The organism is Streptosporangium sp. NPDC049078 (assembly GCF_040648855.1).
In the GTDB taxonomy this organism is placed as follows: domain Bacteria; phylum Actinomycetota; class Actinomycetes; order Streptosporangiales; family Streptosporangiaceae; genus Streptosporangium.
The window spans coordinates 183,979-209,608 of the sequence record NZ_JBEZEL010000014.1; the positions used below are offsets into that span (position 1 = coordinate 183,979).

At 72.2% G+C, this 25,630-nt stretch carries 20 protein-coding genes; 10 read left to right on the forward strand and 10 right to left on the reverse strand.

Annotated features, from left to right (window positions below):
- Positions 1–21 precede the first annotated feature (21 nt).
- From AB0B90_RS24790 to AB0B90_RS24810, 5 genes are all read right to left on the reverse strand, one after another.
- Positions 22–2,268, reverse strand: coding sequence for an ABC transporter ATP-binding protein (locus AB0B90_RS24790; protein WP_362925007.1), 2,247 nt, complete (start codon positions 2,266–2,268; stop codon positions 22–24).
- A complete protein-coding gene (locus AB0B90_RS24795; protein ID WP_350945940.1) occupies positions 2,265–3,179 on the reverse strand; it encodes an ABC transporter permease in 915 nt (304 codons plus the stop codon). Before AB0B90_RS24795 ends, AB0B90_RS24790 begins: the two co-directional genes overlap by 4 nt.
- A 7-nt stretch (positions 3,180–3,186) precedes the next feature.
- Positions 3,187–4,170 carry an ABC transporter permease gene (locus AB0B90_RS24800; protein WP_362925009.1) on the reverse strand — a complete coding sequence of 328 codons (984 nt, stop codon included), beginning with the start codon at positions 4,168–4,170 and terminating at the stop codon, positions 3,187–3,189.
- A gap of 116 nt (positions 4,171–4,286) precedes the next feature.
- Positions 4,287–6,653 carry an AAA family ATPase gene (locus tag AB0B90_RS24805; RefSeq protein WP_350945938.1) on the reverse strand — a complete coding sequence of 789 codons (2,367 nt, stop codon included), beginning with the start codon at positions 6,651–6,653 and terminating at the stop codon, positions 4,287–4,289.
- A gap of 505 nt (positions 6,654–7,158) precedes the next feature.
- Positions 7,159–8,979, reverse strand: coding sequence for a tetratricopeptide repeat protein (locus AB0B90_RS24810; RefSeq protein ID WP_362925011.1), 1,821 nt, complete (start codon positions 8,977–8,979; stop codon positions 7,159–7,161).
- Between the two features lie 426 nt (positions 8,980–9,405).
- Here AB0B90_RS24810 and AB0B90_RS24815 point away from each other — a divergent pair, with 426 nt between their 5' ends.
- The gene (locus tag AB0B90_RS24815) at positions 9,406–10,950 is read left to right on the forward strand and encodes an MFS transporter (RefSeq protein WP_362925013.1); all 1,545 of its coding nucleotides are present in this window, start codon (positions 9,406–9,408) and stop codon (positions 10,948–10,950) included.
- 118 nt (positions 10,951–11,068) lie between these two features.
- Entirely contained in the window at positions 11,069–11,842 is a 774-nt protein-coding gene (locus tag AB0B90_RS24820; protein ID WP_350945935.1) for a DoxX family protein, read from the forward strand.
- A gap of 120 nt (positions 11,843–11,962) precedes the next feature.
- Here the strand turns inward: AB0B90_RS24820 and AB0B90_RS24825 are convergent, their stop codons facing one another.
- Positions 11,963–12,310, reverse strand: a complete 348-nt coding sequence (locus AB0B90_RS24825; RefSeq protein ID WP_350945934.1) for a helix-turn-helix domain-containing protein — start codon at positions 12,308–12,310, stop codon at positions 11,963–11,965.
- Positions 12,311–12,351: 41 nt separating this feature from the next.
- Here AB0B90_RS24825 and AB0B90_RS24830 point away from each other — a divergent pair, with 41 nt between their 5' ends.
- The gene (locus tag AB0B90_RS24830; RefSeq protein WP_362925015.1) at positions 12,352–13,065 is read left to right on the forward strand and encodes an NAD(P)-binding domain-containing protein; all 714 of its coding nucleotides are present in this window, start codon (positions 12,352–12,354) and stop codon (positions 13,063–13,065) included.
- Between the two features lie 146 nt (positions 13,066–13,211).
- Here the strand turns inward: AB0B90_RS24830 and sthA are convergent, their stop codons facing one another.
- From sthA to AB0B90_RS24845, 3 genes are all read right to left on the reverse strand, one after another.
- Positions 13,212–14,615: a Si-specific NAD(P)(+) transhydrogenase gene (gene sthA / locus AB0B90_RS24835; protein WP_350945932.1), complete on the reverse strand. Its 1,404-nt coding sequence runs from the start codon at positions 14,613–14,615 to the stop codon at positions 13,212–13,214.
- A gap of 291 nt (positions 14,616–14,906) precedes the next feature.
- Positions 14,907–15,152: a hypothetical protein gene (locus tag AB0B90_RS24840; RefSeq protein ID WP_350945931.1), complete on the reverse strand. Its 246-nt coding sequence runs from the start codon at positions 15,150–15,152 to the stop codon at positions 14,907–14,909.
- Positions 15,153–15,373: 221 nt separating this feature from the next.
- On the reverse strand, positions 15,374–18,916 hold the full coding sequence (locus tag AB0B90_RS24845) for a serine/threonine-protein kinase (RefSeq protein WP_362925018.1): 3,543 nt from the start codon (positions 18,914–18,916) through the stop codon (positions 15,374–15,376).
- Positions 18,917–18,990: 74 nt separating this feature from the next.
- Here AB0B90_RS24845 and sigJ point away from each other — a divergent pair, with 74 nt between their 5' ends.
- The 3 genes from sigJ to AB0B90_RS24860 all read left to right on the forward strand — a co-directional run bounded on the left by sigJ (position 18,991) and on the right by AB0B90_RS24860 (position 20,817).
- Positions 18,991–19,896, forward strand: coding sequence for an RNA polymerase sigma factor SigJ (gene sigJ / locus AB0B90_RS24850; RefSeq protein WP_350945929.1), 906 nt, complete (start codon positions 18,991–18,993; stop codon positions 19,894–19,896).
- Positions 19,893–20,357, forward strand: a complete 465-nt coding sequence (locus tag AB0B90_RS24855; RefSeq protein ID WP_350945928.1) for a carboxymuconolactone decarboxylase family protein — start codon at positions 19,893–19,895, stop codon at positions 20,355–20,357. Before sigJ ends, AB0B90_RS24855 begins: the two co-directional genes overlap by 4 nt.
- A 286-nt stretch (positions 20,358–20,643) precedes the next feature.
- A complete protein-coding gene (locus AB0B90_RS24860) occupies positions 20,644–20,817 on the forward strand; it encodes a hypothetical protein (protein WP_350945927.1) in 174 nt (57 codons plus the stop codon).
- Positions 20,818–20,962: 145 nt separating this feature from the next.
- Here the strand turns inward: AB0B90_RS24860 and AB0B90_RS24865 are convergent, their stop codons facing one another.
- The gene (locus AB0B90_RS24865; protein ID WP_350945926.1) at positions 20,963–21,640 is read right to left on the reverse strand and encodes a GntR family transcriptional regulator; all 678 of its coding nucleotides are present in this window, start codon (positions 21,638–21,640) and stop codon (positions 20,963–20,965) included.
- Between the two features lie 127 nt (positions 21,641–21,767).
- On the opposite strand from AB0B90_RS24865, the gene AB0B90_RS24870 reads away from it, so the two are divergent.
- The 4 genes from AB0B90_RS24870 to AB0B90_RS24885 all read left to right on the forward strand — a co-directional run bounded on the left by AB0B90_RS24870 (position 21,768) and on the right by AB0B90_RS24885 (position 25,602).
- A complete protein-coding gene (locus AB0B90_RS24870) occupies positions 21,768–22,571 on the forward strand; it encodes an FAD binding domain-containing protein (RefSeq protein ID WP_350945925.1) in 804 nt (267 codons plus the stop codon).
- 71 nt (positions 22,572–22,642) lie between these two features.
- Positions 22,643–23,179: a (2Fe-2S)-binding protein gene (locus AB0B90_RS24875; RefSeq protein ID WP_362925021.1), complete on the forward strand. Its 537-nt coding sequence runs from the start codon at positions 22,643–22,645 to the stop codon at positions 23,177–23,179.
- Positions 23,176–24,561: a molybdopterin cofactor-binding domain-containing protein gene (locus AB0B90_RS24880; protein WP_350945923.1), complete on the forward strand. Its 1,386-nt coding sequence runs from the start codon at positions 23,176–23,178 to the stop codon at positions 24,559–24,561. Before AB0B90_RS24875 ends, AB0B90_RS24880 begins: the two co-directional genes overlap by 4 nt.
- 3 nt (positions 24,562–24,564) lie before the next feature.
- A complete protein-coding gene (locus AB0B90_RS24885; RefSeq protein ID WP_350945922.1) occupies positions 24,565–25,602 on the forward strand; it encodes a molybdopterin cofactor-binding domain-containing protein in 1,038 nt (345 codons plus the stop codon).
- Positions 25,603–25,630 lie beyond the last annotated feature (28 nt).

A 25,630-nucleotide genomic window follows, 5' to 3' on the forward strand; every position in this document is an offset into this window, starting at 1 on the left:
CTCCCGGTGCATACGGCTGGGTCATCCGGCGTCGGCCCTCTCGGCGAAGTGGCATGAGACGCCGTGGTCGTCCCCGACCTGCCGTATCAAGGGCTCCTCGTCCACGCAGCGTCGCCGGTCGGTCTCGCCGAGGGTTTTGAACAGGGGGCAGCGGGTCCGGAAACGGCACCCGGAGGGAGGGGCGGCGGGGCTCGGCAGGTCCCCCTCCAGCAGGACGCGTTTCCTGGAGCGTTCCAGCAGCGGGTCGGGAAGCGGGACCGCCGACAGCAGAGCCCGCGTGTAGGGATGCAGTGGGGTGTCGTAGACGGCGCCGACCCGGCCGATCTCCGCGATCCTCCCCAGATACATGACCGCGACCCGGTCGGCGATGTGCCGGACCACGGCCAGGTCGTGCGCGACGATGAGGTACGACAGGCCCAGGCGGCTCCTCAGCCCCTCCAGCAGGTTGAGCACCCCCGCCTGGATGGACACGTCGAGCGCCGAGACCGGCTCGTCCAGCACGACCAGCCGGGGCCGCGGGGCGAGGGCACGGGCGATGCCGATGCGCTGACGCTGGCCCCCGGAGAAGTCCTGCGGGTAGCGGGCGGCGTGGCCGGGTTCCAGGCCGACGAGGTCGAGCAACTCGCCGATCCTCGGCCCCGGGTCCCGTTCGCCGTGCGCGCGCAGCGGTTCGGCGAGAATGTCGTAGACGGTCATCCTCGGATCCAGCGAGGCGAGCGGATCCTGGAAGACGACCTGCATGTCGCGCCGCACGGCCATCCGGTCGCGGGCGCTCATCCTTGAGGTGTCGTGGCCCAGCACCGTGATCCTGCCGCGCTGCGGTGCGGCCAGTTCGAGGATCTCCATCAGGGTGGTGGTCTTACCGCAGCCCGACTCGCCGACCAGGCCGAGCGTCTCGCCCTCGCGGACGTCGAAGCCGACGCCGTCCACCGCGCGGACCGTGCCGACCCTCCGCCGCAGGAGCGTCCCGGCGACCAGGGGGTAGTGCTTGACCAGGCCCTCGACCCGCAGGACCACGGCGCGCTCCTCGCGCGGGCGCGGCGGCTCCTCGACGCCGGGAGCGGCGAGGCCGGTGGAGTCGATGGAGGCAGTGGAGGCAGTGGAGGCAGCGGAGTCGGTGGGGCTCACAGGGCTCGCGGGGCGCCGGGCGGGAGCGGCGGCGGCACGTGTGGCGGCGCCCGTGGCCGGTCCGCGCACACCGTAGACCTGGTCCGGCGACCATCCCGCCGCCTCGATCTCGCCGGAGCGCACGCACGCCGCGAGGTGGCCCGGCGAGTCCACGGGCTCCGGCTCCGGCTCGGTCTCGGAGCACGCCGGGACGGCGATCGGGCAGCGCGGCTCGAAGGGGCAGCCCGGCGGCAGCGCCGCCGGTGACGGCGGGCCGCCCTCGATGGGCACCAGCGGGCGTCCCCTGCCGCGGTCGAGGCGCGGGACCGAGCCGAGCAGGCCCATGGTGTACGGCATGCGACTGCGGTAGTAGACCTCGTCCACCGAGCCGACCTCGACGGGGCGCCCGGCGTACATGACGAGGACCCGGTCGGCGAACCCCGCCACCACCCCCAGGTCGTGGGTGATGACGACGATCGCCGCGCCGGTCTCACGCTGCGCCGTCTTCAGCACCTCCAGCACCTGCGCCTGGATGGTCACGTCGAGCGCGGTGGTGGGCTCGTCGCAGAGGATCACGTCGGGGTCGTTCGCGATCGCCATCGCGATCACCGCGCGCTGGCGCATGCCACCGGAGAACTCGTGCGGGAACGCCCTGGCCCGCCGCGCGGCGTCGGGGATGCCGACCAGGTCGAGCAGTTCGACCGCACGCCTGGCCGCCTGGGCGGCGCCCACCCGCTGGTGGACGCGGATCGCCTCGGCGACCTGGTCGCCGACCCGGTACACGGGGGTGAGCGCGGAGAGCGGATCCTGGAAGACCATGGAGACGGTCTTGCCGCGGAACGCGGTGAGCGTCCTCTCCGGGGCGCCCAGGATCTCCTGCCCGAGCAGCCGGACCGAGCCGGTGACGCGGGCGTGCGCCGGGAGCAGGCCCATCACGGCGAGCGAGGTGACCGACTTGCCGGAGCCGGACTCCCCGACGACACCGAGCACCTCGCCGGGACGGACCGCGTAACCCATGCCCCTGACCGCGCGGACCGCCCCCGGCCCCGAGCCGAAGGTGACGTCGAGGTCACGCACCTCTAGCACGGGGGCGATCGGGCCGGGCACCGGCTCGCGCTCGCCGGCCCTGGACGTCGTGCCCGAGAATCGCTCGCCCGTCATCGGTCACCCGCCCCGTGGGACGTGGGGTCGAAGGCGTCGCGCAGGGCGTCGCCGACCAGGTTCACCGCGAGCACGGTGACGATCAGCAGCCCCGCGCAGAACCAGAACGTCCAGGGGGCGTACAGGGCCGTCCGCGCGCCGTCGGCGATGAGGCTGCCCAGCGAGACGTCGGGCGGCTGGATGCCGAAACCGAAGTAGGACAGGGACGTCTCGGTGAGGATCGCGGCGCTGACATTGAGCGTGGCGTCGACGACCAGCAGCGAGGACATGTTGGGGATCACATGCCGGAAGACGATCCTCGTCGGGGGCACGCCCATGAACCTGGCCGCGTGGATGAACTCCCGCTCCCTGAGGGAGATGGTCATGCTCCGGACGATCTTCGAGGTGACCATCCAGAGGAAGAGCGCCAGCACCAGCACGAACACCGGCCACTGCCTCCCGGCGAAGAGCGGGGACATGATCGCCAGGATGAGGAAGGCCGGGAGCACGAGCAGCAGGTCGGTCAGCCAGGTCAGCGCCCGGTCGGTCCAGCCTCCGAAGTATCCGGCGAAGGCGCCCACCACGGCCGCGAGCGCGGTGCCGACCACCGCGGCGAGCAGGCCCACGATCAGGGACCTGCGCAGGCCGCGCAACGTGACCGCGTACACGTCGGCGCCGGTCTGCAGGGTCCCCCACCAGTGCTCGGCGGAGGGAGGCGCGAGAAAGGCCGTGTAGTCCTTCGAAACGTACGTCCAGCGGGTGAGGTGCGGCCCGGCGAAGGCGAGCAGGAAGATCAGCACGAGCAGGGCGAGGCCGATCCTGCCCCGCCCCGAGCGCAGGAGACGGCCCGCGACCACCCGCAGCCGCGAGGGTGCCTTGATCCTGTCGACGGACGACTGCTGCTCGGCGAGCTCCTCGTCGGCGATGGCCATCTCCGGATCACCCCACCCGGACACGGGGATCGAGGACGGCGTGGAGCATGTCGGAGGCGAGCGCGGCCAGCAACACGGCCAGCGCGGCGAAGCAGCTGATCGCCGCGACGGTGTTGACGTCGTTGGTGGAGATCGAGTCGACCAGCTGCTCCCCCAGGCCGTGCCAGCCGAAGATCTTCTCGGTGAAGGTGGTGCCGACCAGCAGCGCCCCGAAGGTGAAGGCGAAGTAGGTGACCGCCGGGATGAGCGCGGTGCGCAGCGCGTGCCGGGTCAGCGCGGCCCTGCGGCTCAGCCCCTTGGCCATGGCCGTACGGACGAAGTCGGCGCCGAGCACGTCGAGCATCATGTTGCGCTGGTAACGGCTGTAGACGGCGACCAGTCCGAGCGAGAGCGACAGCGTGGGCAGGACCAGGTGCCTGATCCTGTCGAACACGGCGGCGGCGAGCCCTCCCTCAAGGCCGGGGGTCGCCTCTCCGCTGACGAGGACGATCTGGGTACCGGCCGCCTCGTTGAGCCGGATGGCGGCGATGATCAGCATGTTGGCCAGCACCACCGTGGGGATCGCGAGCACGACGAAGGACAGGACGGTCACCGATCGGTCGAAGAGGCCGTACTGTCTGACCGCGGCGTAGGCTCCGATGAGCACACCTCCGACGCTGCCGAGAACGAGTCCGATCGTGATCAGGCGCAGGGTGACGCCGACGCGGCGCCCGAGGTCGTCGTTGACCGACCCTCCCCCCACCGTCTTGCCGAAGTCTCCGCGCACGACGCCTCCCGCCCAGGTCAGGTAGCGCTCGAACAGCGGGGTGCGGTCGTTCAGGTTGAGGTCGGTGAGGTGCGCGTCGACGACGGCCGACGGGAGCGGGGGGTTGCGGCCCTCGTAGTTGGAGCGCGGGTTGAGCGCGGAGGCGGCGAGCATGTAGGCCAGGCTGGTGGCCACGACGATCAGCACCAGATAGTTGAGCAGCCTGCGGGTAAGGAATCCCGCCATCTTTCCTCCTCCGGAGCCCCGCCGCTGTCGGTGACCATCTTGCTACACTCGGCGACCGACGGACTGCACAGCGTACCGAGTCGGAGGGATCTCGATGGGAGATGGCGGAGCCGAGGTCACTTCCCCGCGAGCTCGTCGACGGCCGCGCGCAGGTCGGCACCGGTGATGGTGGTCAGGTCGGCGGCGCTCGCGGTGGCTCCGCCGAGGGCGGCGAGACGGACGTCCCTGCGCATCGCGGCGCGCTCGAAGAGCGAGCGCGCGAACCTGCCGTTGCCGAGCCCGTCGATCAGGCCCTCGTCGCAGACCCAGGTGAAGACCTCGGCCAGGTCGCGGCGGGCGTCGTCGTCGAACCGGTCTCCCGAGGAGTCGGCGAGCAGCACCGCGATCTCGGTGAGCTCCCCCGGCGAGTACGAGGGAAACTGCACCCGCTGGTTGAACCTGCTGCCCAGGCCCGGGTTGGAGGCCAGGAAGGCGTTCATCTCCCGCTCGTATCCGGCCAGGATGATCACCAGCCGGTCGCGGTCGTCCTCGGCCCGCTTGAGCAGCGTCTGCACGGCCTCGGTGCCGAAGGCGTCGCCCCCGCTGTAGCCGGAGTTGACCAGGCTGTACGCCTCGTCGACGAACAGCACCCCGCCGAGCGCCCGGTCGACCAGCTCGTTCGTCTTGATCGCGGTGGCGCCGAGGTGCTGGCCGACCAGGTCGGCCCGCTGCGCCTCCACCACGTCGGGCTGGGTGAGCAGGCCGAGCGCGGCGAAGATGCGGCCCAGGATGCGGGCCACGCTGGTCTTACCGGTTCCCGGCGGTCCGGCGAAGACGAAGTGCCGCATCTGCGGCGGGGTCGGCAGCCCGCGCTCCTCGCGCATCTTGGCCACCCTGAGCTGCGCGGCGATCGCGTGCACCTGCCGCTTGACCGGCTCCAGCCCCGCCATGCGGTCGAGGTCGGCGAGCGCCTCCTCAAGGGAGGGGGCGGCCTGGTAGCCCCGGTAGCGGGCGGTGAGCTCGTCGAAGGCCTTGACGACGTCGGCCTCGATCGTGGTGACCAGGTCCTCGGTGGTGGGCGCGCCGCCCGCTCCCACCACGCGCACGTCCCTGGCCTGCGCGACGGCCTCCACGAGGCTGCGGACGAACCGGGCGTTGCCCAGGTCGTCGACGATCGCGCGCCGGTGGATGTCCTCGAAGCGGGCGAGCAGGGCGGACGCGGCCTCGGGCGCCATCCGGTCGCCCCTGCGCCGCTGCAGCAGCTCGGTGATCCGGAGCAGCTCGTCGGGAGCGTAGCTGGGAAAGCGGACCCTGCTGGAGAACCGGCTGGACAGGCCGGGGTTGGACGACAGGAAGGTGCCCATCTCCTTCTCGTATCCGGCCAGGATGACGATCAGCCGGTCGCGGTCGTCCTCGGCCCGCTTGAGCAGCGTCTGCACGGCCTCGGTGCCGAACCTGTCGGGCTGGCCGTCACCGGAGTTGATCAGGCTGTACGCCTCGTCGACGAACAGCACCCCGCCGAGCGCCCGGTCGACCAGCTCGTTGGTCTTGATCGCGGTGGCGCCGAGAAACTCCCCCACCAGGTCGGCCCGCTGGGCCTCCACCACGTAGGGGGTCTCCAGCAGGCCGAAGGAGTAGAAGATCTTCGCGACGGTCCTGGCCACGCTGGTCTTGCCGGTGCCGGGAGGGCCGACGAACACGAAGTGCCGCATCGGCGGCTCGGTGGAGTATCCGGCCTCCCTGCGCAGCCTGGCCGCCTCGATCGAGGCGGCGATCGAGCGGACCTGCTCCTTCACCGGGGCGAGGCCGATCATGGCGTCCAGCTCGCCGAGCGCCTCCTCCACCGAGATGGGCGGGGGATCGTCGCGCTCGCCGGCGCTCTGGGCGGGGGTGGGGTGGCCGCCCTCGCGGACCCGGAGCCCGCTCTGGCGCCGCTCCCCCGCCTCCAGCGCGGCCCGCACCCGGCGGGCCTGCAGGAACCGGTGGACCAGCACCCCGGCCGCCACGGCGTACGCGGCCCAGACGGCGACGGCGGGCACGAACCCGGTGATGACCACGTCGAGCAGGACGGCCGTCAGCCCCGCGGGCACCAGTGCCATGACCGTGGTCGCCCACGGTGGGACCCAGCGGATGAGGTGGGCGGCCCCCGCGACCAGGAGGCCGAGGAGCATCAGCGCCGACGGGACCGGCGAGTTCGGTCCGAAGAGGACGGCCCGGAAGATCAGGACTCCCCCCAGCCAGCCGAGCACCACGAGCAGGGTCGCCGCGGCGCGGGGGAAGCTCAGGGTCAGCGCCGCGAAGCCGAGCAGCACCAGGGTGGAGAAGAACGTGTTGAGGACCGACCAGCCGAGTCCGAACGCCAGCGCGACCGCTCCGACCAGCACCGCGACGTAGATCAGCCTGCGCAGGGGCGGCGAGAGCCGAAAGTAGCCCAGCCGAACCTGCTCGAACAGATCCCGTGCCGCCGCGCGCCCCGCCGGACGGGCCCTGCTGGATTCCCGCATCACGCCTCCCCGGTCCGCCCCTGGTTATACCGCAACAAGGGGGCGTTTGCGCGTGCCTGAGGGTCGCGCCACGCCGTCGTGTGGGCAGGATCAGATATCCGGATGAGAGCGGATGAAACCAACGTTCGAGGTAGCAAGCTCTTTCCGCGTGGTCCCTCCGGCCACGCCTCTCCCTGTGCCGCCCCCGCGCCCCGCGCGCGGCGCCCCTCGCCCGCGTTCCCCCGGGGCGGTACGGCCCGGTCCCGGCCGCCCCCGCCGTTCGCCCGCCCGGGGAGCCATGCCGGGTCGCGGGCCTCGCGGGCAGGGAAATGTCACCGCCCGGCAAGACGGTCCACGGCTCCGCGCCCCGCGGGTCACGTGGCCCTTGGACGCCCCGGTCCCGGCATGGCTCCCCGGGCGGGTCGCGTTCCCGGCGAGGGCATCCACCGCGCTCCGGGGAGAACCGGATCCCGGCACGTGCCGCCTCGCGCACCGCAGGACGGTCCCGCGCTCCGGGGAGGACCCCTCAGCCGCGGCGGGCTCGGCCCTGGTGGCGGCCGGGATACTCGCCGACCACGACCTCCTTGGGGGTGATTCTCAGCAGGTCGGCCTCGGTGTCGCCGACGGCGACGCCCCGTACCTCGGCCCAGAACCGGCGGTCGAGCGGGTCGGCGACGAAGACCGCCACCCTGGGGTCGCGTTCGGCGGCCTCCCAGGCGTCGGAGGCGGCGATCAGGCGCAGTTCGCCGCTCGGGCCGACCGAGCTGACCGCGCCGACGGCGAGCGCGCGCGGACCGCTGGGATCGGCGTACGCGAGCACCACGCCCCGCGCGTAGGTGAAGGCCGCGCGCACCTCCCCGCTGAGACCCACCGGCGCTCCCGCGTCGCCGGGGAGGCGGCTCCCGCAGCCGTCGCACATGACCAGCGAGGCCCGCCACGGCCCCGGCGCGCCGTGCCACCACGCCCGCACCGATCTCGTGGCGAATACCGCCACCGGTACGGCGAGCAGCGCGATTCCCGCCCACCAGGCCCACTCTCCCGGCGGGTCGAGCCCGAGAGCCGGTGCCGCTCCGGCCACGCCGAGCAGGACCGACGCCGAGGCGGACAGCGCCAGGACCGCCACCAGCGCGCGGTCGGAGGCCGACGCGCGGGCGAGTCCGAGGGGCGGACCCACCCGGACTCGCAGCCGGCCGAGCGCGAGCGGTACGGCGAGGGCGGCCAGTGCCCAGCTCCGCTCGTCCAGGACGATCACCGCCACCGTGACCGCCGCCGGTACCGACCAGACCCTGACCGCGACGAGCCAGAGCGTCACGTTCACGTCGCGCCTGGCCGTGCGATCGTCGCCCGCGGCGGCGAACTCGGCCAGCGCGCTGACCGGCCGCCCGCGCCACGCCTCGACGAGGACGCGCAGGACGAGCAGCACCATCCCGTTGAGGAGCACCAGTCCGGCGAGACTCGCCCAGAGCGCACCCGGCACCGGACCGGAGGGGGGCGGCGGGATCTCCGCGGGGAGGATGGCGACGACCGCGACGTACGCGGCCACGGCGACCAGGGTGATCGAGACCGACGTGCTGAGCCACAGGTCGCGGGCGAGCATGCCCGGCACGTACGACCAGAGCCTGACCCGCTGCGCCCGCCTAAGGGTGATCGCCAGGACGGCGAGCAACACCAGCCCGCCGCCGATCCTCGCCACGGAGGCCAGGCCGAACCCGAACTCGGTCGCGCAGACCGCGACGAGGGCGACGGCGAGCAGGATCCGGATCTGCCGCGACCATGTCGCCAGGGCACGTCTGGCCCGGCCGGTCTCGCGGGGGTCGACCGGCCAGGCGGGGTCGTGGTGGGCGCGCGGGCGCTCCCAGCGCAGCCGTGCCAGGCCGAGGTTCACCCTCGCGCCCGGGTGGCCGGGCAGCAGGCGCAGCGCCTCGCGGTAGGCGGCCTCCGCGGCGGCGTACTCACCCCGCAGCAGCGCGAGGTCACCGGCGAGAACGTGCGGGTCCGGCTCCTCCGGCGCGTAGCGTACGGCCCTCGCCGCCTGCGCCCGCGACTCGCGCCAGCGTCCCGGCACCCTGCGCAGCGCGGCCCCCAGCCGCATTCGCGCGGCCCAGGAACCCGGTGCGAGGCGTACGGCCTCCTCTGCCGCGGCCACGGCCTCCGCGTCGCGGCCGAGCCGCTCGAACGCGAGGCTCGCGAGACGGTATCCCCAGTCGGCGCCGGACTCGGACCGGGGGTCGAGGTCCAGCGCCTTGCGTGCGGCCTCCAGCGCGGCCTCGGGCCGGTCACGGGCCAGCCACGCGGCGGCCACCGCGCACCACTGCCGGGGGTCGGCGGGGTCCCGCGGCGGCGGCACGGGCCCCGAGGCGAGGTCGTTCCCTGACCGGGAGCCATGGAGGTCCCGCGGCGACGCGGTGACCCGGCCGAGGGCGTTCCCGGACCGAGAATCGACAGGGTCCCGCGGTGGCGGGATCGAGGCGGGGTCATCCCCGCCGGACCCGCTCACCACGGCGGCTCACGGGCCTCGCGCTGGCTCCCCACGATCGCCATGGTCGGTGCGAGATCACCTTTTGCCTAGATGTCGGTATATGCCTGTATCTCTCTAGAGAGGTCGCTCGCAGTGGCCAGAGAACCGCCGAACACCGCCCCACTCGGGGCATAAAACGGACATTCCCCTGTGAATCAATCACCCAATGCAGCCCCGGGCACTGCCCGGCTTCGCCTAAGCTGCGACGCATGTTCGTCCAGGCCGACAGATCCTGAGCGGCTCATGACCACCGTCATGGCCAGACGCGCGGACGGCGACCCACGGGCATCCGGGACCGGCCGGTGGTCGGTCCTCGCCGTCCTCTGCTTCAGTCTGCTGCTGATCACGGTGGACGCCACGGTGCTGCACATCGCGGTACCGGCGCTGACGGCCGCCCTTGAGCCGTCCTCCGTGGAGCTGTTGTGGATCATCGACGTCTACTCGCTGATGGTCGCGCCGCTGCTGCTCACCTTCGGCACGCTCGGTGACCGCTACGGGCGCAAGCGCCTGGTGCTCGCCGGATACCTGGTCTTCGGCGTCGCCTCGGCCGCGGCGGCGTTCGCGCCGACCCCGCTCGCGCTGATCTCCGCACGCGCACTGCTCGGTCTCGGCGGAGCGATGATCATGCCCGCCACGCTCTCCATCATCCGGCAGGTCTTCACCGACCGGCACGAGCGGGCGATCGCGCTGGGTGTGTGGAGCGCGGTGGCCGCGGCCGGGGCCGCGGTCGGCCCGATCATCGGCGGGGTGCTCGTCGAACACTTCTGGTGGGGCGCCGTCTTCCTGATCAACGTCCCCATCCTGCTGGTCCTGATGCCCGCCGCGGCCAGGATCCTCCCCGAGTCCCGCAGGCGCACCGGTCAGCCGTGGGACGCGCTCAGCGCGGCGCTGTCGGTGCTGGGCATCCTCGGGGTGGCCTTCGGCCTGAAGGAGGCGGGGGCCGGGCATCCGGGCGGGGTGGTGGCGTTCCTGAGCGGGGTCTGGCTGCTGGTGTGGTTCGTCCGCAGGCAGCGCTCACTCGCCGTCCCCTTGCTGGACCTGAGCCTGTTCCGGAGGCGGGCCTTCTGCGCGGGGGTGGGCGGCGTGCTGCTCACGGTCTTCGCCCTGGTCGGGCTGCAGCTCATGCTCGCCCAGTATCTCCAGCTGGTCCTGGGTCACAGCCCGATCCAGGCGGCCGTACGGATGCTCCCCCTCATGATCGCCGCGATCGCGGGCGGTCTGGCCGGGGCGCGGCTGCTGCGCTGGTTCGGGCTGCGCGCCACGATGGGCGGCGGGCTGGCGTTGACCGCCCTCTCCCTCGCGCCCACCCTGACCTGGCACACCGAGGGACATCCGGTGGCCCTCACGCTCTGTTTCATCGGCATCGGCTTCGGCATCCAGGTCACCCTGCTCGCCGCCTCCGACACGATCATGTCCTCCACCCCCGAGTCCCACGCGGGCGGCGCCGCCGCGATCGAGGAGACCGCCTACGAACTGGGCGCCGGACTCGGTGTCGCGGTGCTCGGCACGATCACCACGGCCGTGTACGCCCCCTCGCTGCCCCCGGTTTACGGTGTCGCGCCCGCGATGATGGAGCAGGCCCGCCAGTCGCTCGCCTCCGCCGCCCACGTGGCGCGGGAGATCGGCGGCGGCGTGGGAGACGCCCTGCTCGACGCGGCCCGCGTCGCGTTCGTCTCCGGTCTGCACACGACGGTGGCGGTGAGCGTGTTCCTGCTCGCCGCCACCGCTCTGGCCGTGACACTCCTGGTGCCCCGCCGCCCCGTCGGCGAAGAGAGGGACGCCCCTCGTGGAGGTTCGTGACGGGTCGCGAGGGTCACCAAGGGGCACCGAGGGTCGCCGAGGGTTTGGACGGCCCCCGCTCGGTCATCTATCGGTCAAGCATGGGCAGGAACGGGGAATCTAACCAGAATGAGGAACCGTGCGACAAACCCTTCATGATCTTGCTTCCCTGGCCGCCAGACTTGGCGTGGGCGGGATCTTCTTCGCCAACGGCTGGCACAAGCTCGAAGCGGGCCTGAACGCCACCGCCGAGCAGTTCACGAGCCTGGGCGCCTCCGGGCCCTACGTGTGGGCCGCGACCACCATGCTCACGGAACTCATCGGCGGCGCGCTGCTGGTCGCGGGGCTCGCCGTGTCCGCCTGCGGGCTGCTGCTGTTCGCCGAGGCCCTCGCCGTGTTCATCCTGGCCAGCGGCGAGGTGGGCCTGCCGCTCACCGGTGGCGACGCCAAGCTGATCGTGGCCCTTGGCGCGGCCTCCATCCTGCTCGCGGTCGGCGGCGCGGGCCGCCTCTCGGTCGACCACATGGTGGTGATCAAGCGCCGTGAGGCCGAGGCCGCCGAGGACTTCGCCGCCGAGAACGAGGCCCACGACGTCATCGCCTCGCTGCGCGAGCCCGAGACCCACGCGGCGCCCGCCCTCGCCCGTCCCACCTCGGGGAAGAAGCCCGACGAGGCGTCCCCGCCCGCCTCAGAGCCGGAGGGATCCGCCTCGGAGAGCACCACGGACACCGCGGAGTTCCCCGCCGCCCCCCGTCCTCGTACGCGCACCCGCAAGCCTCCGTCCGGCGCCGCGACGTCCACACCCCCGGCGACCCCCGCGACCGCGCCCACGCCGGTCGGGCCCCCCGCGCCCGGCAAGACCTCCGACACCCTCGTGGCCGGGAAGAAGGAGCGCCCCTCCTCGGGGAGCTGAACGACCCCGGCGCCCGGTCATCCGGCCGGGCCGCCGAGGCCGGGGGTCCTCGATCGGCCGCGGGCGCTCCCCGCGGTCATGCCCGCCCCCCCGCCGCCCCCCGCGCGGACCGCCACGACCTCACCCGGTGAGCCCCTCGGCACGGTCCTGGGCGTCGAGGACCTCGTCGCCGTGGTCGAAGGCCCACTCGCCGAACGCCCCGATCAGCGGCACCAGCGTCCGGCCCAGGTCGGTGAGCCCGTACTCGACCCTGGGCGGCGCCTCGGCGTAGGCCCGGCGGGAGACGAGGCCGTTGTACTCCAGCCTGCGCAGGGTCTCGGTGAGCACCTTCGCACTGATCCCACCGATCTCCTCGCGCAGCTCGCCGGGACGCCGGGGACCGGCGCGCAGTGCCCAGACGACGACGGCGTTCCAGGTGTTGCCGATCAGGTCGAACGCGAGCCGGGCGCGGCAGTCGGCGAGGAACACGCCGGGTCCTCCAGTCTCTCCGAGACGTCACGCACCGAACGGTGCCCGATGAATTCTCTACCTTCGTCCCACAGCAGCAGTCGAGCAGGGGAGGACGGATGCGCATCGGCATCCTCGGCGCGGGCCGCATGGCGGACGCGCTCGGAACGCACTGGGCCCGCGCGGGCCACGAACTGACGGTGAGCGGCCGAAACCCGGTCAAGGCCGCCGCCCTGGCGGCCAGGCTCGGGCCCGCCGCGCGGGCGGGCACCTGGGAGGAGGCGGCGGTCTTCGGCGAGGTGACGCTGCTCGCCGTCCGCGACCACGCCGTGACCGAGGTCCTGGAGGCCGCGGGAGGCGGCCGGGGGACGCTGGACGGCCGGGTGCTCGCCGACTGCGTCAATCCGGTCGTCCAGGGACGCTTCACCCTCGCCACCGAGGGCGGCCCCTCGATGGCGCGGCGCGTCGCGGAGAGCACCGGCGCGCACGTCGTCAAGGCGTTCAACCTCTGCCATGAGGACGTGTGGCGGATGACGCCGCCCGCCTTCGACGGCGTCCCGCTGGCGGTACCCCTCTGCGGCGACGACCCCGCCGCGCTGGCCGCGGTACGCTCCCTCGTCACCGATCTCGGGTGCGAGCCCGTCGACGGCGGCGGCCTGGAACGCGCGGGCCTGCTGGAGGCGACCGCGGCGTTCATGATCGGTCTGTGGGTCGGCGGCGCGGACGCCCGTGCGGTGCTGCCACCGCTGAGGTACGCCTTCGGCGATCGGGGCTGACCACCCAGGGCGGATCCACAGGTCGTGGCCCGGGTGACCGCGGCGAGGCCGCCGTTCGCGGACCGTGGTTCCCGGCCCGCGAGAACGGCGCCGTGGAGAAGCCGCGGGACATCGCGGCCTCCCGTACCGGCCGCGATGTCCCGCGGTCAGAGTTCGAAGCGGGCCACGCGGCGGAGTTTGTTCATGGCGTCCAGTGCGGCGACCTTGTAGGACTCGGCGAGGGTGGGGTAGTTGAAGACGGCGTCGACCAGGTAGTCGATGGTGCCGCCGCAGCCCATGACGGCCTGGCCGATGTGGATGAGCTCGGTGGCGCCGGTGCCGAAGACGTGCACCCCGAGCAGGGCGCGGGTCTCCGGGGAGACCAGGAGCTTCAGCATGCCGTACGTGTCGCCGATGATCTGGCCCCTGGCCAGCTCGCGGTAACGGGCGATGCCGACCTCGAAGGGGACGTGGGAGGCGGTCAGCTCGTCCTCGGTGGGGCCGATGAAGCTGATCTCGGGGATGGTGTAGATGCCGATCGGCTGCAGATGGTGGATGCCGCCCAGCGGCTCGCCGCAGGCGTGGTGGGCGGCGATGCGGCCCTGCTCCATGGAGGTGGCCGCGAGCGAGGGAAACCCGATGACGTCGCCGACCGCGTAGATGTGCGGCACGACGGTGCGGTAGTGCTCGTCGACCTGGATGCGTCCCCGGGCGTCGGCGGCCAGTTCCGCGGCCTCCAGGGCGAGCTCGTCGGTCATGCCGTGGCGTCCGGCCGAGTACATCACCGTCTCGGCGGGGATCCGCTTGCCGCTCTCCAGCACGGTCAGCGCGCCCCGGGAGCGGCGCTCGACGGCGGCGACGGTCTCGCCGAAGCGGAAGGTCACCGCCAGGTCGCGCAGGTGGTACTTGAGCGCCTCGACGATCTCCAGGTCGCAGAAGTCGAGCATCCGGTCGCGGCGCTCGACCACGGTCACCTTGGTGCCCAGGGCGGCGAACATGGAGGCGTACTCGATGCCGATCACCCCGGCTCCCACGACCACCATCGAGTCCGGGATGTCCTGCAGTTGCAGGATGCCGTCCGAGTCGATGATGGTGTGGCCGTCGAACTCCACGGTGTCGGGCCGGGCGGGCCTGGTGCCCGTGGCGATGACGATCTTGTCGGCGGTGACCTTGGTCTCGTGGCCGTGCTCGTCGACGACGCCGACCGTGTGCGGATCCACGAAGTGGCCGTGCCCGTTGAGCGTCGTCACGTGGTTGCGCGACAGCTGGCTGCGGATCACGTCGATCTCCCGGCCGATCACGTGCTGGGTGCGGATCCCCAGGTCCGCCGCGGTGATCTCGTCCTTCACCCGGTAGCTCTGGCCGTACATACCCCGCTGGTTGAGACCGGTCAGGTGCAGCACGGCCTCGCGCAGCGTCTTGGAGGGGATGGTGCCGGTGTTGATGCACACCCCGCCGAGCATGTTGCGCCGCTCGACGAGCGCGACACGCCGTTCGAGTTTCGCCGCGGCGATCGCGGCTTTCTGTCCACCCGGTCCGGAACCAAGAACAAGGACATCAAAATCCCTCATAGGCCCCAGTGTGCAGGCAGGAGACGGTCTCAGCCAGACTCACGGAATACCAGATCATGGCAGTCTCGTTAATACCGCCTCACACCGCCACACGGCCGTAATATCCCCAGCGTCCGCAGGGCGGTACGCGCCGTCACCGCGCGCCGGACCGGGACCGCGGCGCGGCGCCGCCCGCCGTCACCGCGCGTCGAACCCGGGCCGCGACGGCACCGGCACCGCGTGGCGCCACGCGCCGTCACACATCGTCGCCGCGTCGGCCGGGGGCGTGACGCGCCGCCGGCCTCCCGCGACTCACACCTGCGCGCCGACCCTGTCGACGATCCTGTCCGCCCCCTCCTTGCGCGCGCAGTGCGCGCAGCAGAACCAGCGCCGGTCGGCCTCGACGCCGTGCCCGACGATGCGGACCCCGCAGTGCTCGCAGATCGGCGCCATCCGCTGGATCGCGCACTCGAAGCTGTCGAAGACGTGCACCGTGCCCTGGGCGTGCACCTCGAAGCTCATGTCATAGTCGTTTCCGCACATTTCACAGATCGCCATGTTTCCCCCCGAAAACTCGTGGCTTTTCCGGTGAGGGTCCTACCCAGGTATCCGCAGGTCAGACAACCCGCGCCGTCGCGACCGCCCTCGCGGGCGAGGTGGACACCACAGGCATCACAGGCATGGCCGAAACCTTCGCACCGACCGCCCCGGGCCCACGACCGGCTCCCTACCGATCTCGTACGGTCCGCGACGCGCCCTGAGGAGACCCTCTTCAGGCTTCAGGCGGGGCAGACGTCCCGGTAGGCCAGATCCCCCAGGTAGGTGCGCCACTCCTCGCGCGACAGGGTGCGGCCCGCACGCTCGCAGACCGCCCGCGCCACCGCCTCGGGCGCGACCGGATACTCGCTCAGGGTGCCGGCCTCGTCGACGGCGATCAGCCGGGCACCGTCGGGGCTGAACGCCAGCGCCCGCAGGTCGCCGGTCTGGGCGACGATCGGCTGGCCGAGGCGGCGCCCGGTCTCGACGTCCCATATCCCCACCGACCGCGCGGTCACCGCCGCGGCGATGAGGTCTCCGCGGGGCGAGTACGTCAGGTTGGCCCCCGTTCCCGCTCCGCCCCGGATCACGGCGCCCACCCGCTTCCTGCCCCGGGTCTCCAGCACCGAGATCCGCCCCACATGGTCGGCGACGGCGAAGCGGTCACCCTTCCGGTCGAAGGCGAGCGCGATCGCCGGGATGCTCGCGGTGGGCGAGCCGTAGGTGTCTCCGAACGGCTCGCCGGTGCCCGCGTCCAGCAACCGGTGCTCACCGCCCACGACCGCGAGCGCCCTGCCGTCCGGGGTGAACACCAACCCCTCGACGACGACCTGGGGCCGCGACCAGCGGAGCCGGCCACTGGGCACGTCCCAGACGTGGATCTCCCCCTCCGGTTCCACCCCGGAGTCGTAGTAACGGGTGAACGAGGCCGCGGCGGTGCCATCGGCGCTGATCGCCACGGCGGACACATCGCCGTCGCGGGCGAGGGTGGCCGTGGTGATCCGCTTGAAGGTGGAGGTGTCCCAGACGGTCAGCCCGGAGCTCTTCCCGCCGTCGTTGACCACCAGCCGCCCGCCGTCGGCGCTGAAGGCCATCGTGAAGGAGCGGTCCGCGTCACCGGGGCCGATCTTCAGCGAGCCCACGCGTGCGCGGCGGCGGACATCTCGGATCACGACCTCGCTCGCCTCGCCGTCCACTGAGGCGAGGAGCCGCCCGCCGGGGCTGAGGACCGCCCGGTCGGTCCCCGAGCCCTTCAGCGTGACGGGCCTGGTCAGCGCGGAGACGTCGAGGCTCGTCACCGAGTCCTCCGCGAGGTAGCGCAGGGTGCGCCCGTCCGGGTCGAAGGCCACGACGGGGTCGTAGGCGTCGATCTTCTGGGTGAGCAGCAGCCTGCCGTCCTCGACCCGCCAGAGCCGCAGGGTCGTGTCGAACGCCGAGGCCAGGAAGCGCCCGTCGGGGCTGAAGACGAGTTTGCCGGTCGCGCCCTCCTCGAAGAATTTGTCCAGCTTCGCCCCGGTGAACGCGTCGCGTAGCTCGACGGTCCTGCCCCTGGCGACGGCGATGGTCGCGCCATCGGGGCCGTAGGCCAAACTCTTCCGCTCGCAGGCGTTGCAGCGGCTCCCCAGCGGAACCTTGCGCAGACCGTCCAGCGCGAAGGCCGCCACATCACCGTTGAGGTCCCAGGACGCGAACCCGCGCCCGTCCGCGGAGATGTCGCCGCCGAGGGCCCCGCTGAGCGGGAAGAGCCTCTGCCCGGTCACGATGTTCCAGGCGGTGAAACCCTCCCCCTGGCCGACCATGAGCCAGTCCTCCGACTGCCCGAAGGACGCGGTGGTGTCGCCACCCGCGTTCGGCCCCTGGACCTCCAGGACGGCACCCGTCGGCCTGCCGGTCCGCATGTCCCAGATCCTCAGCCTCAGGCCGCTGATCACGGCGAGCCGGCCGCCTCGCGGGCTCAACGCGATCCCGCGCAGGTCGCCGCCGATCCCGGTGAAGCCCCCGGTGCGCCTGCCGGTCCGCACGTCCCAGACACGCACCTCGCCGTCGCTCACGCTGACGAGCATGCGCCCGTCGGCGCTCAGCGCCCTGAGGGTCTGTATCCCCGTGGCCGGGTCGTGGAAGGCCGCGGACTCCCGCTGGGCCAGCGAACCGGTCAGGCTCGCCCTCGCCTCGGTCACCGGCGCCAGCCGCCAGGCGGCCACGCTGAGCAGCATCGCCGTGACCGGCTCCGAGCTGCGGAGCGTCTCCGCCGTCGCGGCGAGCCTGGCGGCCGTCGCCTGGTCGCGCTGGGAGGCGATGACGGCACTGCGCGCGTCGGCCACCCTGCCCTGCCACACGGCGAACGCCCCGGCGGCCAGCGCGACGACGAGCAGCACGGCCAGCGTGCCGGAGAGCACCCTGCCCCTGCGCGCCCGGCGCCGGGTGAGAGCGGCACCGGCCTCCAGGAAGTCACGCTCGACCGGGCTGAGCGTGATGTTGCGGCGCCCGGTGGCCGCCCAGCGCATCGCGTTCTCCAGGCTGCCGCCCTGGAACAGGTCTCCGTCCCTGCGCCCCTGGACCTGCCAGCGCCGCGCGGCGGTGAGGATACCCCGGTGCACGGCCAGGCCGTCCAGGTTGGCCTGGACCCACCCGCGCAGCCTGGGCCAGGCCCGCGGCAGCGCGGGCCGCGACAGCCACACCTCCCGGTCGTCGTGAGCCAGCAGGTACGCGAAGACCTCCATCAGGCGCCGTACGGCGGCGGCCTCCCCCTCCCCTCGCCCGTCGAGGAGCTCGCCCCACTGCGCACGGCGTACGACGAGCTGGTCGTCGTCGGTCACGGTGACCAGCCGCAGGAAGATCTCGGGGGCGAGCTCCCGCTCGGCGGGGCCGAGCGCGGCGTAGGCGTCCTCGGCGAGAGTGCCGAGCGCGGGGTCCGTCGAGGTCGCGCGGACCTGGGACCCGGCGTCGCTGCCCACCGCGAGCAGCCTCGGGGTGTCGAAGGTCCTGCCGCCGCTGACCAGGGCGAGCAGCAGGTCCCTCGCGGTCGGCCTGGACTCGGGGTCCTTGGCGAGCGAGGCCGCGACCAACGGCCGCAGGTGCTCGGGAAGCATGTCCAGCTGGGGTTGCACCGACAGCACGCGGTGCATGACCCCGCCCAGGCTCTCCGCCCGGAACGGGTCGGCGCCCGTCGCGGCGAAGACCATGATCCCGCCCCAGGCGAAGACGTCGACGGCCGCGGTCGCGCGCAGGCCCATGAAGATCTCGGGGGCCATGTAGGTCGGGGTACCCGCCACCATGCCGGTCGCGGTCAGTGACATGTCCTCGGTGCGGGCGACACCGAAGTCGATCACCCGCGGGCCGTCCGGGCCGAGCAGCACGTTGTCGGGTTTCAGGTCGCGGTGGACGACCCCCGCCTCGTGGACGGCGGTGAGCGCGGTGGCGATCGCGGCCGCGAGACGGTGCAGGTCACCCCCGGTGAAGCGGCGCCCCTCGGCGACGGCCCTGCGCAGGCTGGGCCCCTCCACGTACTCGCTGACGATGTACGGCCTGGGCCCGTCGAGATCGGCGTCCAGCACGCCCGCCGTGCAGAAGGAGGCCACCCGGCGGGCGGCGGCGGCCTCGCGGCCGAACCGGTCGCGCAGCTCGGGGTCGGTCCCCGCGTCACCGTGCAGGACCTTCACCGCGACGCGCGTGCCCTCGGCGTCGTACGCCTCGTAGACCACGCCCTGGCCGCCCGCGCCCAGCCGCCCGGCCAGCCAGTAGCCGCCCAGCCGCTGCGGATCACCATCGATAAGTGCCGTACTCAACTCACGCTCCGTTCTCCGGTGGATTGGACGCCCCGGAGGACGGTGAGGTTCGGGCGATGTCACAGACTCGGGACATGTCTCGTCCTCCTTACGTGAACGGTGACGAAGCTCTCGCGGCAGAGTTCGATGCCATCCGGCCACGGCTGGTCGGCGTGGCCTACGGCCTGCTCGGCAGCGTCGACGAGGCCGAGGACGTGGTCCAGGACGCCTGGTTCCGGCTGGGCAGGGCGGAGCGTTCGGAGATCGGCGACGTGACGGGCTGGCTGGTGGTCACAGTATCGAGACTCGCGCTGGACGTACTGCGTTCGGCGCGCGTGCGGCGCGAGGAGTATGTCGGGCCGTGGCTGCCGGAGCCGGTGGTCGGCGAGGGCGACCCCGCCGACAGGGTGACCCTGGACGAGTCGATGAGCATGGCGATGCTGGTGGTGCTGGAGTCGCTCAGCCCCGCCGAACGCACCGCCTTCGTCCTGCACGACGTGTTCGGGCTGCCGTTCGGGGAGGTCGCGCGCGCGGTCGGGCGCTCGGCCGCCGCGTGCCGGCAGCTCGCCGCCCGTGCCCGCGGGCACGTCGCGGCGCGGGCGCCCCGCTTCGAGGTCGACGAGGCCGAGCACCGCAGGGTGGTCGAGGCGTTCGCGCGGGTCATCCGAGGCGGGGACGGCGACGGTGACATCGACGGTGACATCGACGCGCTGATGGCGCTGCTCGACCCCGACGTGGTGCTGCGCAGCGACGGCGGCGGGGTGGTGGGGGCGGCGAGGCGTCCTGTCCACGGCTCCGAGCGGGTCGCCCGCTTCCTGCTCGGCATCGCCAGGAGGATCGGCCGCGCCGACCGGCTGGCCGTGACCACGGTCAACGGCCGGGCCGGGCTGTTGCGAACGTCGGGAGACGGGCTCTCCGTCTACGGGCTGACCGTCTCCGAGGGCCGGATCACCGGGATCGACATCGTGAGAAACCCGGAGAAACTAAGGAGTGTCCGATGAAGCAGCGGATGAACATCGGCGAACTCGCCCCCGAGGCCTACCGGGCCATGCAGGGGCTGGAGAAATACCTGGCCGGCAGCGGGCTGCCCCACACCACGAGGGAACTGGTCAAGATACGGGTCAGCCAGATCAACGGCTGCGCCTTCTGCGTCGACATGCACGCCCATGACGCGAAGGCGGCCGGGGAGAGTGACGAGCGGCTGTTCTCCGTGGTGGCCTGGCGGGAGGCGCCCTTCTTCAGTGACGCCGAGCGGGCGGCCCTCGCCCTGGCCGAGGAGGCCACCCTGCTCGCCGTCCACGGTGAGAGGGTGCCGGACGCGGTGTGGGAGGAGGCCGCCAGGCACTACGAGCCCGAGGTGCTGGCCGCGCTGGTCGTGACGATCTCGACGATCAACGCGTGGAACCGGATCGTCGTCACCACACGTGTGGTTCCAGGAACCCTGCGTAGCCAAAACGGTTGATCGGGAGGGGTGGGGCGCACTAGGTTTGGCTCGCACGGTTGCCCGTGCGAGCCGGACGCGCGAGCGTCCGGCGGATCGGTGTCACAGGACGCGGAGCACGGCGAGCCGGGGAAGGGGGCGGATCATGCGTCGACCCACTCGGATCATCCGGTGCCGCCCCGCCCGCACCCCGGGTGAGGATCCGCGGCCTCCCTCAGGGCACCCCTGTTGACCTGGTCTTTACGGCAGCCTTATGCGGCGATCTGTAGATACTTCTCATAACGGAACCATCACGCCGGGGGGCTCAATGAAGAGACTTGTGGTCGTGCCACCATATGTCGCGCGGCTGAAGATCAGGGACATTCGTTCCGTGACACGCCGTGGCGCGACCGGTGATGCCAAGGTCGTCGACCTCAGCGCCTACACGGGCCGCAACGTCCTGCGTTTTCCACGGACGAGCGGTCCCACGTCCGCCGCCTGACCCCCGTCACCGTCGGACGACCCCACGTCCGGCCTCCTCGCGAAAGACCCGCCACGGCGGGTCTTTCTTCGTTTCCCCCGTTCGGACCGGTCGGTACCTTCGCCCCCGACGAGGGCTTTCCCCGCGTGTCCACCCGCGCGGTGACTCAACCGGCGGCGGTGTCGCGGACCCGGCCGTGGGCGTCGTGCGGGAGGTCGGCGTAGTGCCACTGGTGGTCGCGGGCGTGCTTGCAGGCCGTCTCCAGGTCGCCGCGCTCGATCACCGCGAGCAGTTCGGCGTGGTCGCGGGCGATCTCGTCGAGGTTCACGCCGGTCGCGAGCATCGTGACCGAGGTGCGCGCCTCGATCTGCAGCCCTTCCCAGGAGAGCCTGAGCAGCTCGTTGCGAGAGGCCTCGACGATGCGCCGGTGGAAGGACACGCTCGCTCGCGCGGACGCCTCGCCGTCGCCTTCCGCGGCGGCGACGCGCATCGCCTCCACGTCCGATGCGAGCGCCTCCAGCGGGACGGTCCCGGCGAGCAGGGCCAGGCGGATCGCCGTCTCCTCCAGCGCGGCCCGCACGACGTAGCTCTCCCTGAGCGTCTCGTGGACGAAGGGGCGTACGAAGGTGCCCCTGCGTGGCTGGGTCTCCACCAGCCGCATGACCTCCAGCTCGCGCAGCGCCTCGCGGACCGGGGCCTGGCTCGTGCCGTACGTCGCCGCGAGACGCGTCTCCACCAGGCGCTCACCGGGTCCGAGCCGGCCGGAGATGATCCGGCTGACCAGTGAGTCGCGGATCTGCCGCGACAACGTCAGCCTCGGCAGCTTGGAGGGCTCCTCGGTCATGGAGCGCATCCTACCGAGCATCGATTCTCGCTCATCGATCTCCTCTTGACTCCGGGGTGACACCCAGCTTACGGTGCCGATAATCAATTATCGATAATTAACCCATTCGTAACGCAGGGGGCCGGACATGATGATCCAGGCAGTCCACGTGCCCGAGTCCGCGGAGGCCGTGGCGGTCCACTCGGCGAGGGGCGGCCAGATCATGGGCGGCGGCACCGTGGTGATGCCGCTGGTCACCGGCGGAGCCGCGCCCGGAGGCGAGCTGATCAGCCTGCGCCGGGCCGGACTCTCGGGGATCGAGGTCCGCGACGGCCAGGCCAGGATCGGCGCGGCGGCCCCCCTGTCCTCCGTCGAGGAGCATCCCGGCCTCGGTTTCCTGCGCCCGGCGATGCGCAGCATCGCCTCCCCCACGATCCGCAACCTGGCGACCGTGGGCGGCAACCTGTTCGTCGAGCAGCCGTACGGCGACCTCGCCGTCTGCCTGCTCGCCCTCGGCGCGGTGTGCGAGATCGCGGGTCCCGGCGGGCGGCGCGAGGCCCCGGTGGCCGACGTGCTCGCCTCGGGAGTCGACCACGGCGAGTTCGTCACGGCGGTGGTGACCGCACTGCCGGAACCGGGAACCTGGTACTACCACAAGGCCATGCGCCGCAGACTGAACTCGGCCTCCATCGTGACCGTCGCGTCCGTGACGCGGACCGAGGACGGCGTGGTGACCTCGACCGTGATCGCCCTCGGCGGTGTCGCCCCGCGCCCGGTACGCGCGGTCTCGGCCGAGCGGCTGCTGCTGGGCCGCCCGCTGAGCCCCGAGGTCCTGACCGAGGCCGGAGAGGCCGCCCGCTCCGACGCGGCGCCCTTCGACGACGCCTACGCCAGCGCCTGGTACCGGGCGCGTGTCCTGCCCGTGCACCTGCGCCGGGCCTTCACCGGCTAGCGGTGCCGCCGCGTCCACCAGACACCCCTCACCTCATGAAAAGCCCGCCCACCCCCAGAAAGGGCCGGACAATGTCGTCACAGATCGTCTCGCTCGTCGTCAACGGCGAGCCCCGGGAGTTCATCGCCAAACCGGGCACCACACTCCTGGCGGTCCTGCGCGACTCGCTGGGGCTCACCGCGGCCAAGCGCGGCTGTGCGCAGGGAAGCTGCGGCACCTGCACCGTGCTCGTCGACGACCGGCCGGTGACGGCGTGCCTGATCGCCGTGGAAACGGTCTCGGGGGCCTCGGTCCGCACCCTTGAGGGGGTGGCCGCGGGCGGAGACCTCGACGAGGTGCAGAGCGCCTTCGTCGACAACTTCGCCACCCAGTGCGGCTTCTGCACGGCGGGCATGATCATGGTCGCCGAGGCCCTGCTGGACCGCGACCCGGACCCGAGTCAGGAGGACGTGGCCGAGGCGATCTCGGGCAACGTCTGCCGGTGCACCGGCTACCAGCCCATCATGATCGCCATCCTGGACGCGGCCAGACGCAGGCGCGGGGAGTCTCCGAAGCCGGTACCGGCCTCGGAGGAGACGGTGTCGCGGGAAGAGACGGTGTCGCGATGACCTACCGGCTCGCCCCCATCGACAAGGACTCGTTCGCCGCCGAGCGCGAGGACGACTTCACCGTCATCGGCTCGGTCGTCCAGCGCTCCGACGCGCTGGGGCACGTCACCGGCAGGACCGAGTTCTTCGAGGACGTTGCCCCGCCGGGGATGCTGCACCTGAAGATGCACCGTTCGGCCCGCCACCACGCCAGGATCAGGGGCGTCGACCTGACCGCCGCCCTCGAGGTGCCCGGCGTCACCCGGATCCTCACCCACGCCGACATCCCGAACAACCTCTACACCCCGCTGAAGCTGATCGGCGTCGGGCCGGACGACGAGCCGATCCTCGCCGTGGACAAGGTCCGCTACCTCGGCGAGCCGATCTGCGCGGTGGTCGCCGAGTCCGAGGCCGCGGCCCTGGAGGGGGTGGCCAGGATCAGGGTCGACTACGAGGACCTGCCCGCGGTCTTCGACGTCGAGGAGGCCCTCGCGGAGGGGGCGCCACTGGTCAACGAGTACCACGGCCGCAACTTCTTCACGTACGAGGGACACCACTGCCGACGGATCCGGTTCGGCGACGTGGAGAAGGCGTTCGCGCAGGCCGACCACATCTTCGAGTGGCGCTACGAGTCCGCGCCGATCGAGCAGGCTCCCACCGAGACCACCGGCTGCGTGGTGGTCCCGCAGGCCGACGGCCGGTTGCGCATCCACTCCGACACCCAGGCGTGCTTCTTCACCCTCGACAACACCGCGCTCATCCTCCAGACCCCGTTCAACAAGCTGCGCATCGTCGGCGGGACGGTCGGCGGAGGCTTCGGCGGCAAGGTCGACGTCGTCGTCGAGCCGGTCGCGTGCGTGGCCGCCATGACGACCGGCCGCCCGGTCAAGTTCGTCTACGGCAGGTACGAGGAGATGCAGGTCTCCTCGCCGCGCGCCGCCGAACGCATCTACATCAAGGACGCCGTGATGGGCGACGGCCGGATCATCGGCCGCAAGGTCACGTTGTACGTCGACTCGGGCGCCTACGCGCGGCACACCCCGTACGGCACCACCAAGGCCGCGGCCCACCTGCCGGGACCGTACTCGATCCCGAACGTGTGGGCCGACTGCCACTGCGTGTTCACCAACCGCACGCCCTCCAGCGCGATGCGCGGGTTCGGCGTGACCATCGGCGACTTCGCACTGGAGTCGCAGATGGACCGGATCGCGAGGGCCCTCTCGATGGACCCGCTGCGGCTGCGGCTGCTCAACGCCTACCGCGACGGCGACCTCAAGGCCCACCGCAAGGTCGCCGAGGGCACGGCGCTGGTCGAAGTGATCCAGAAGGCCGCGGAGATGTCCGGGCACGAACTGCCCGAGGCGTACCGCCGGATGTCCTCGACGACACGAGAGGGGCTGTAGGCCATGGCCAGGCTGCGCGGGCGCGGATACGCGTCGGTGAACTACCCGACCGGCATGAACCTCGGCGGCGACCCCTCACAGGCGCTGATCCACTCCACGACCACGGGCACCTTCGTGATCACGCTCTCCTCGGTGGACCTCGGCCAGGGCATCAAGACGATCGCCGCGCAGTGCGCGGCCGAGACGCTCGGCCTGCCGATCGAGAACGTCCTGGTCAACACCGCCGACACCGACACGGGCCCGCACTGCATGGGCACCTTCGCCAGCCGGGGCACCCATCGCGTCGGCAACGCCGTCATCATGGCGGCGGCCGAGGCGCGCGGCGTGATGCTGGAGGTCGCCGCCGAGGAGCTGGAGGTCGACGCCGGAGACCTGGAGACCGACGGCACCGGCGTCATCAAGCTCAAGGGCTCCGACGAGCCGAGCATCCACATCACCGAGCTGGCCATGGCCGCGCACTTCAAGCACGGCCGTACGATCTCCGGGCGCGGCATCTTCCTCAAGGAGCCGAGCGTGCCGGTGCCCGAGACGGGAGAGATGGACCCCGACTCGTGCCAGGCGCACGCGTGCACGGTCGCCGTCGTCGAGGTGGACGACGAGACCGGGGTGGTCGAGGTGCTGGAGTTGTACAACGCCTACGAGATCGGCCGCGCGCTCAACCCGGCCATGGCGACCCAGCAGGTCGAGGGCGGTGCCTGGATGGGCGTGTCGCACGCCCTGTTCGAGACCACCGAGCCCTACTACCCGCGGCGCGACCACGGGCCCCGCGACTTCGCCGACTACCTCATGCCGGGCCCGGCCGACATCCCCGTACAGCACAGCCTGTTCCTGGAACGCCCCGCCGGCAACGGCCCCTACGGCGCCAAGGGCATCGGCGAGATGACCGCCAACGCGCCGATCCCCGCCATCGCCAACGCCATCTACGACGCCTGCGGCGTGCGTATCACGGCGATGCCCTTCACCCCCGAACGCGTCCTGCGCGGGCTGGACGCCCTCGCGCGAGACGCCCCGCACGAGGTGCCCTCGCACGAGGGCACCTGAACACCCGGAACACCCACCCGATCCGAAG

Bases quoted from the DNA above. Each gene is read 5' to 3' on its own strand.
- AB0B90_RS24790 (WP_362925007.1), bottom strand. From the start codon at position 2,268: ATGACGGGCGAGCGATTCTCGGGCACGACGTCCAGGGCCGGCGAGCGC.
- AB0B90_RS24795 (WP_350945940.1), bottom strand. From the start codon at position 3,179: ATGGCCATCGCCGACGAGGAGCTCGCCGAGCAGCAGTCGTCCGTCGAC.
- AB0B90_RS24800 (WP_362925009.1), bottom strand. From the start codon at position 4,170: ATGGCGGGATTCCTTACCCGCAGGCTGCTCAACTATCTGGTGCTGATC.
- AB0B90_RS24805 (WP_350945938.1), bottom strand. From the start codon at position 6,653: ATGCGGGAATCCAGCAGGGCCCGTCCGGCGGGGCGCGCGGCGGCACGG.
- AB0B90_RS24815 (WP_362925013.1), top strand. From the start codon at position 9,406: ATGGCCAGACGCGCGGACGGCGACCCACGGGCATCCGGGACCGGCCGG.
- sthA (WP_350945932.1), bottom strand. From the start codon at position 14,615: ATGAGGGATTTTGATGTCCTTGTTCTTGGTTCCGGACCGGGTGGACAG.
- AB0B90_RS24840 (WP_350945931.1), bottom strand. From the start codon at position 15,152: ATGGCGATCTGTGAAATGTGCGGAAACGACTATGACATGAGCTTCGAG.
- sigJ (WP_350945929.1), top strand. From the start codon at position 18,991: ATGTCTCGTCCTCCTTACGTGAACGGTGACGAAGCTCTCGCGGCAGAG.
- AB0B90_RS24855 (WP_350945928.1), top strand. From the start codon at position 19,893: ATGAAGCAGCGGATGAACATCGGCGAACTCGCCCCCGAGGCCTACCGG.
- AB0B90_RS24860 (WP_350945927.1), top strand. From the start codon at position 20,644: ATGAAGAGACTTGTGGTCGTGCCACCATATGTCGCGCGGCTGAAGATC.
- AB0B90_RS24865 (WP_350945926.1), bottom strand. From the start codon at position 21,640: ATGACCGAGGAGCCCTCCAAGCTGCCGAGGCTGACGTTGTCGCGGCAG.
- AB0B90_RS24870 (WP_350945925.1), top strand. From the start codon at position 21,768: ATGATGATCCAGGCAGTCCACGTGCCCGAGTCCGCGGAGGCCGTGGCG.
- AB0B90_RS24875 (WP_362925021.1), top strand. From the start codon at position 22,643: ATGTCGTCACAGATCGTCTCGCTCGTCGTCAACGGCGAGCCCCGGGAG.
- AB0B90_RS24880 (WP_350945923.1), top strand. From the start codon at position 23,176: ATGACCTACCGGCTCGCCCCCATCGACAAGGACTCGTTCGCCGCCGAG.
- AB0B90_RS24885 (WP_350945922.1), top strand. From the start codon at position 24,565: ATGGCCAGGCTGCGCGGGCGCGGATACGCGTCGGTGAACTACCCGACC.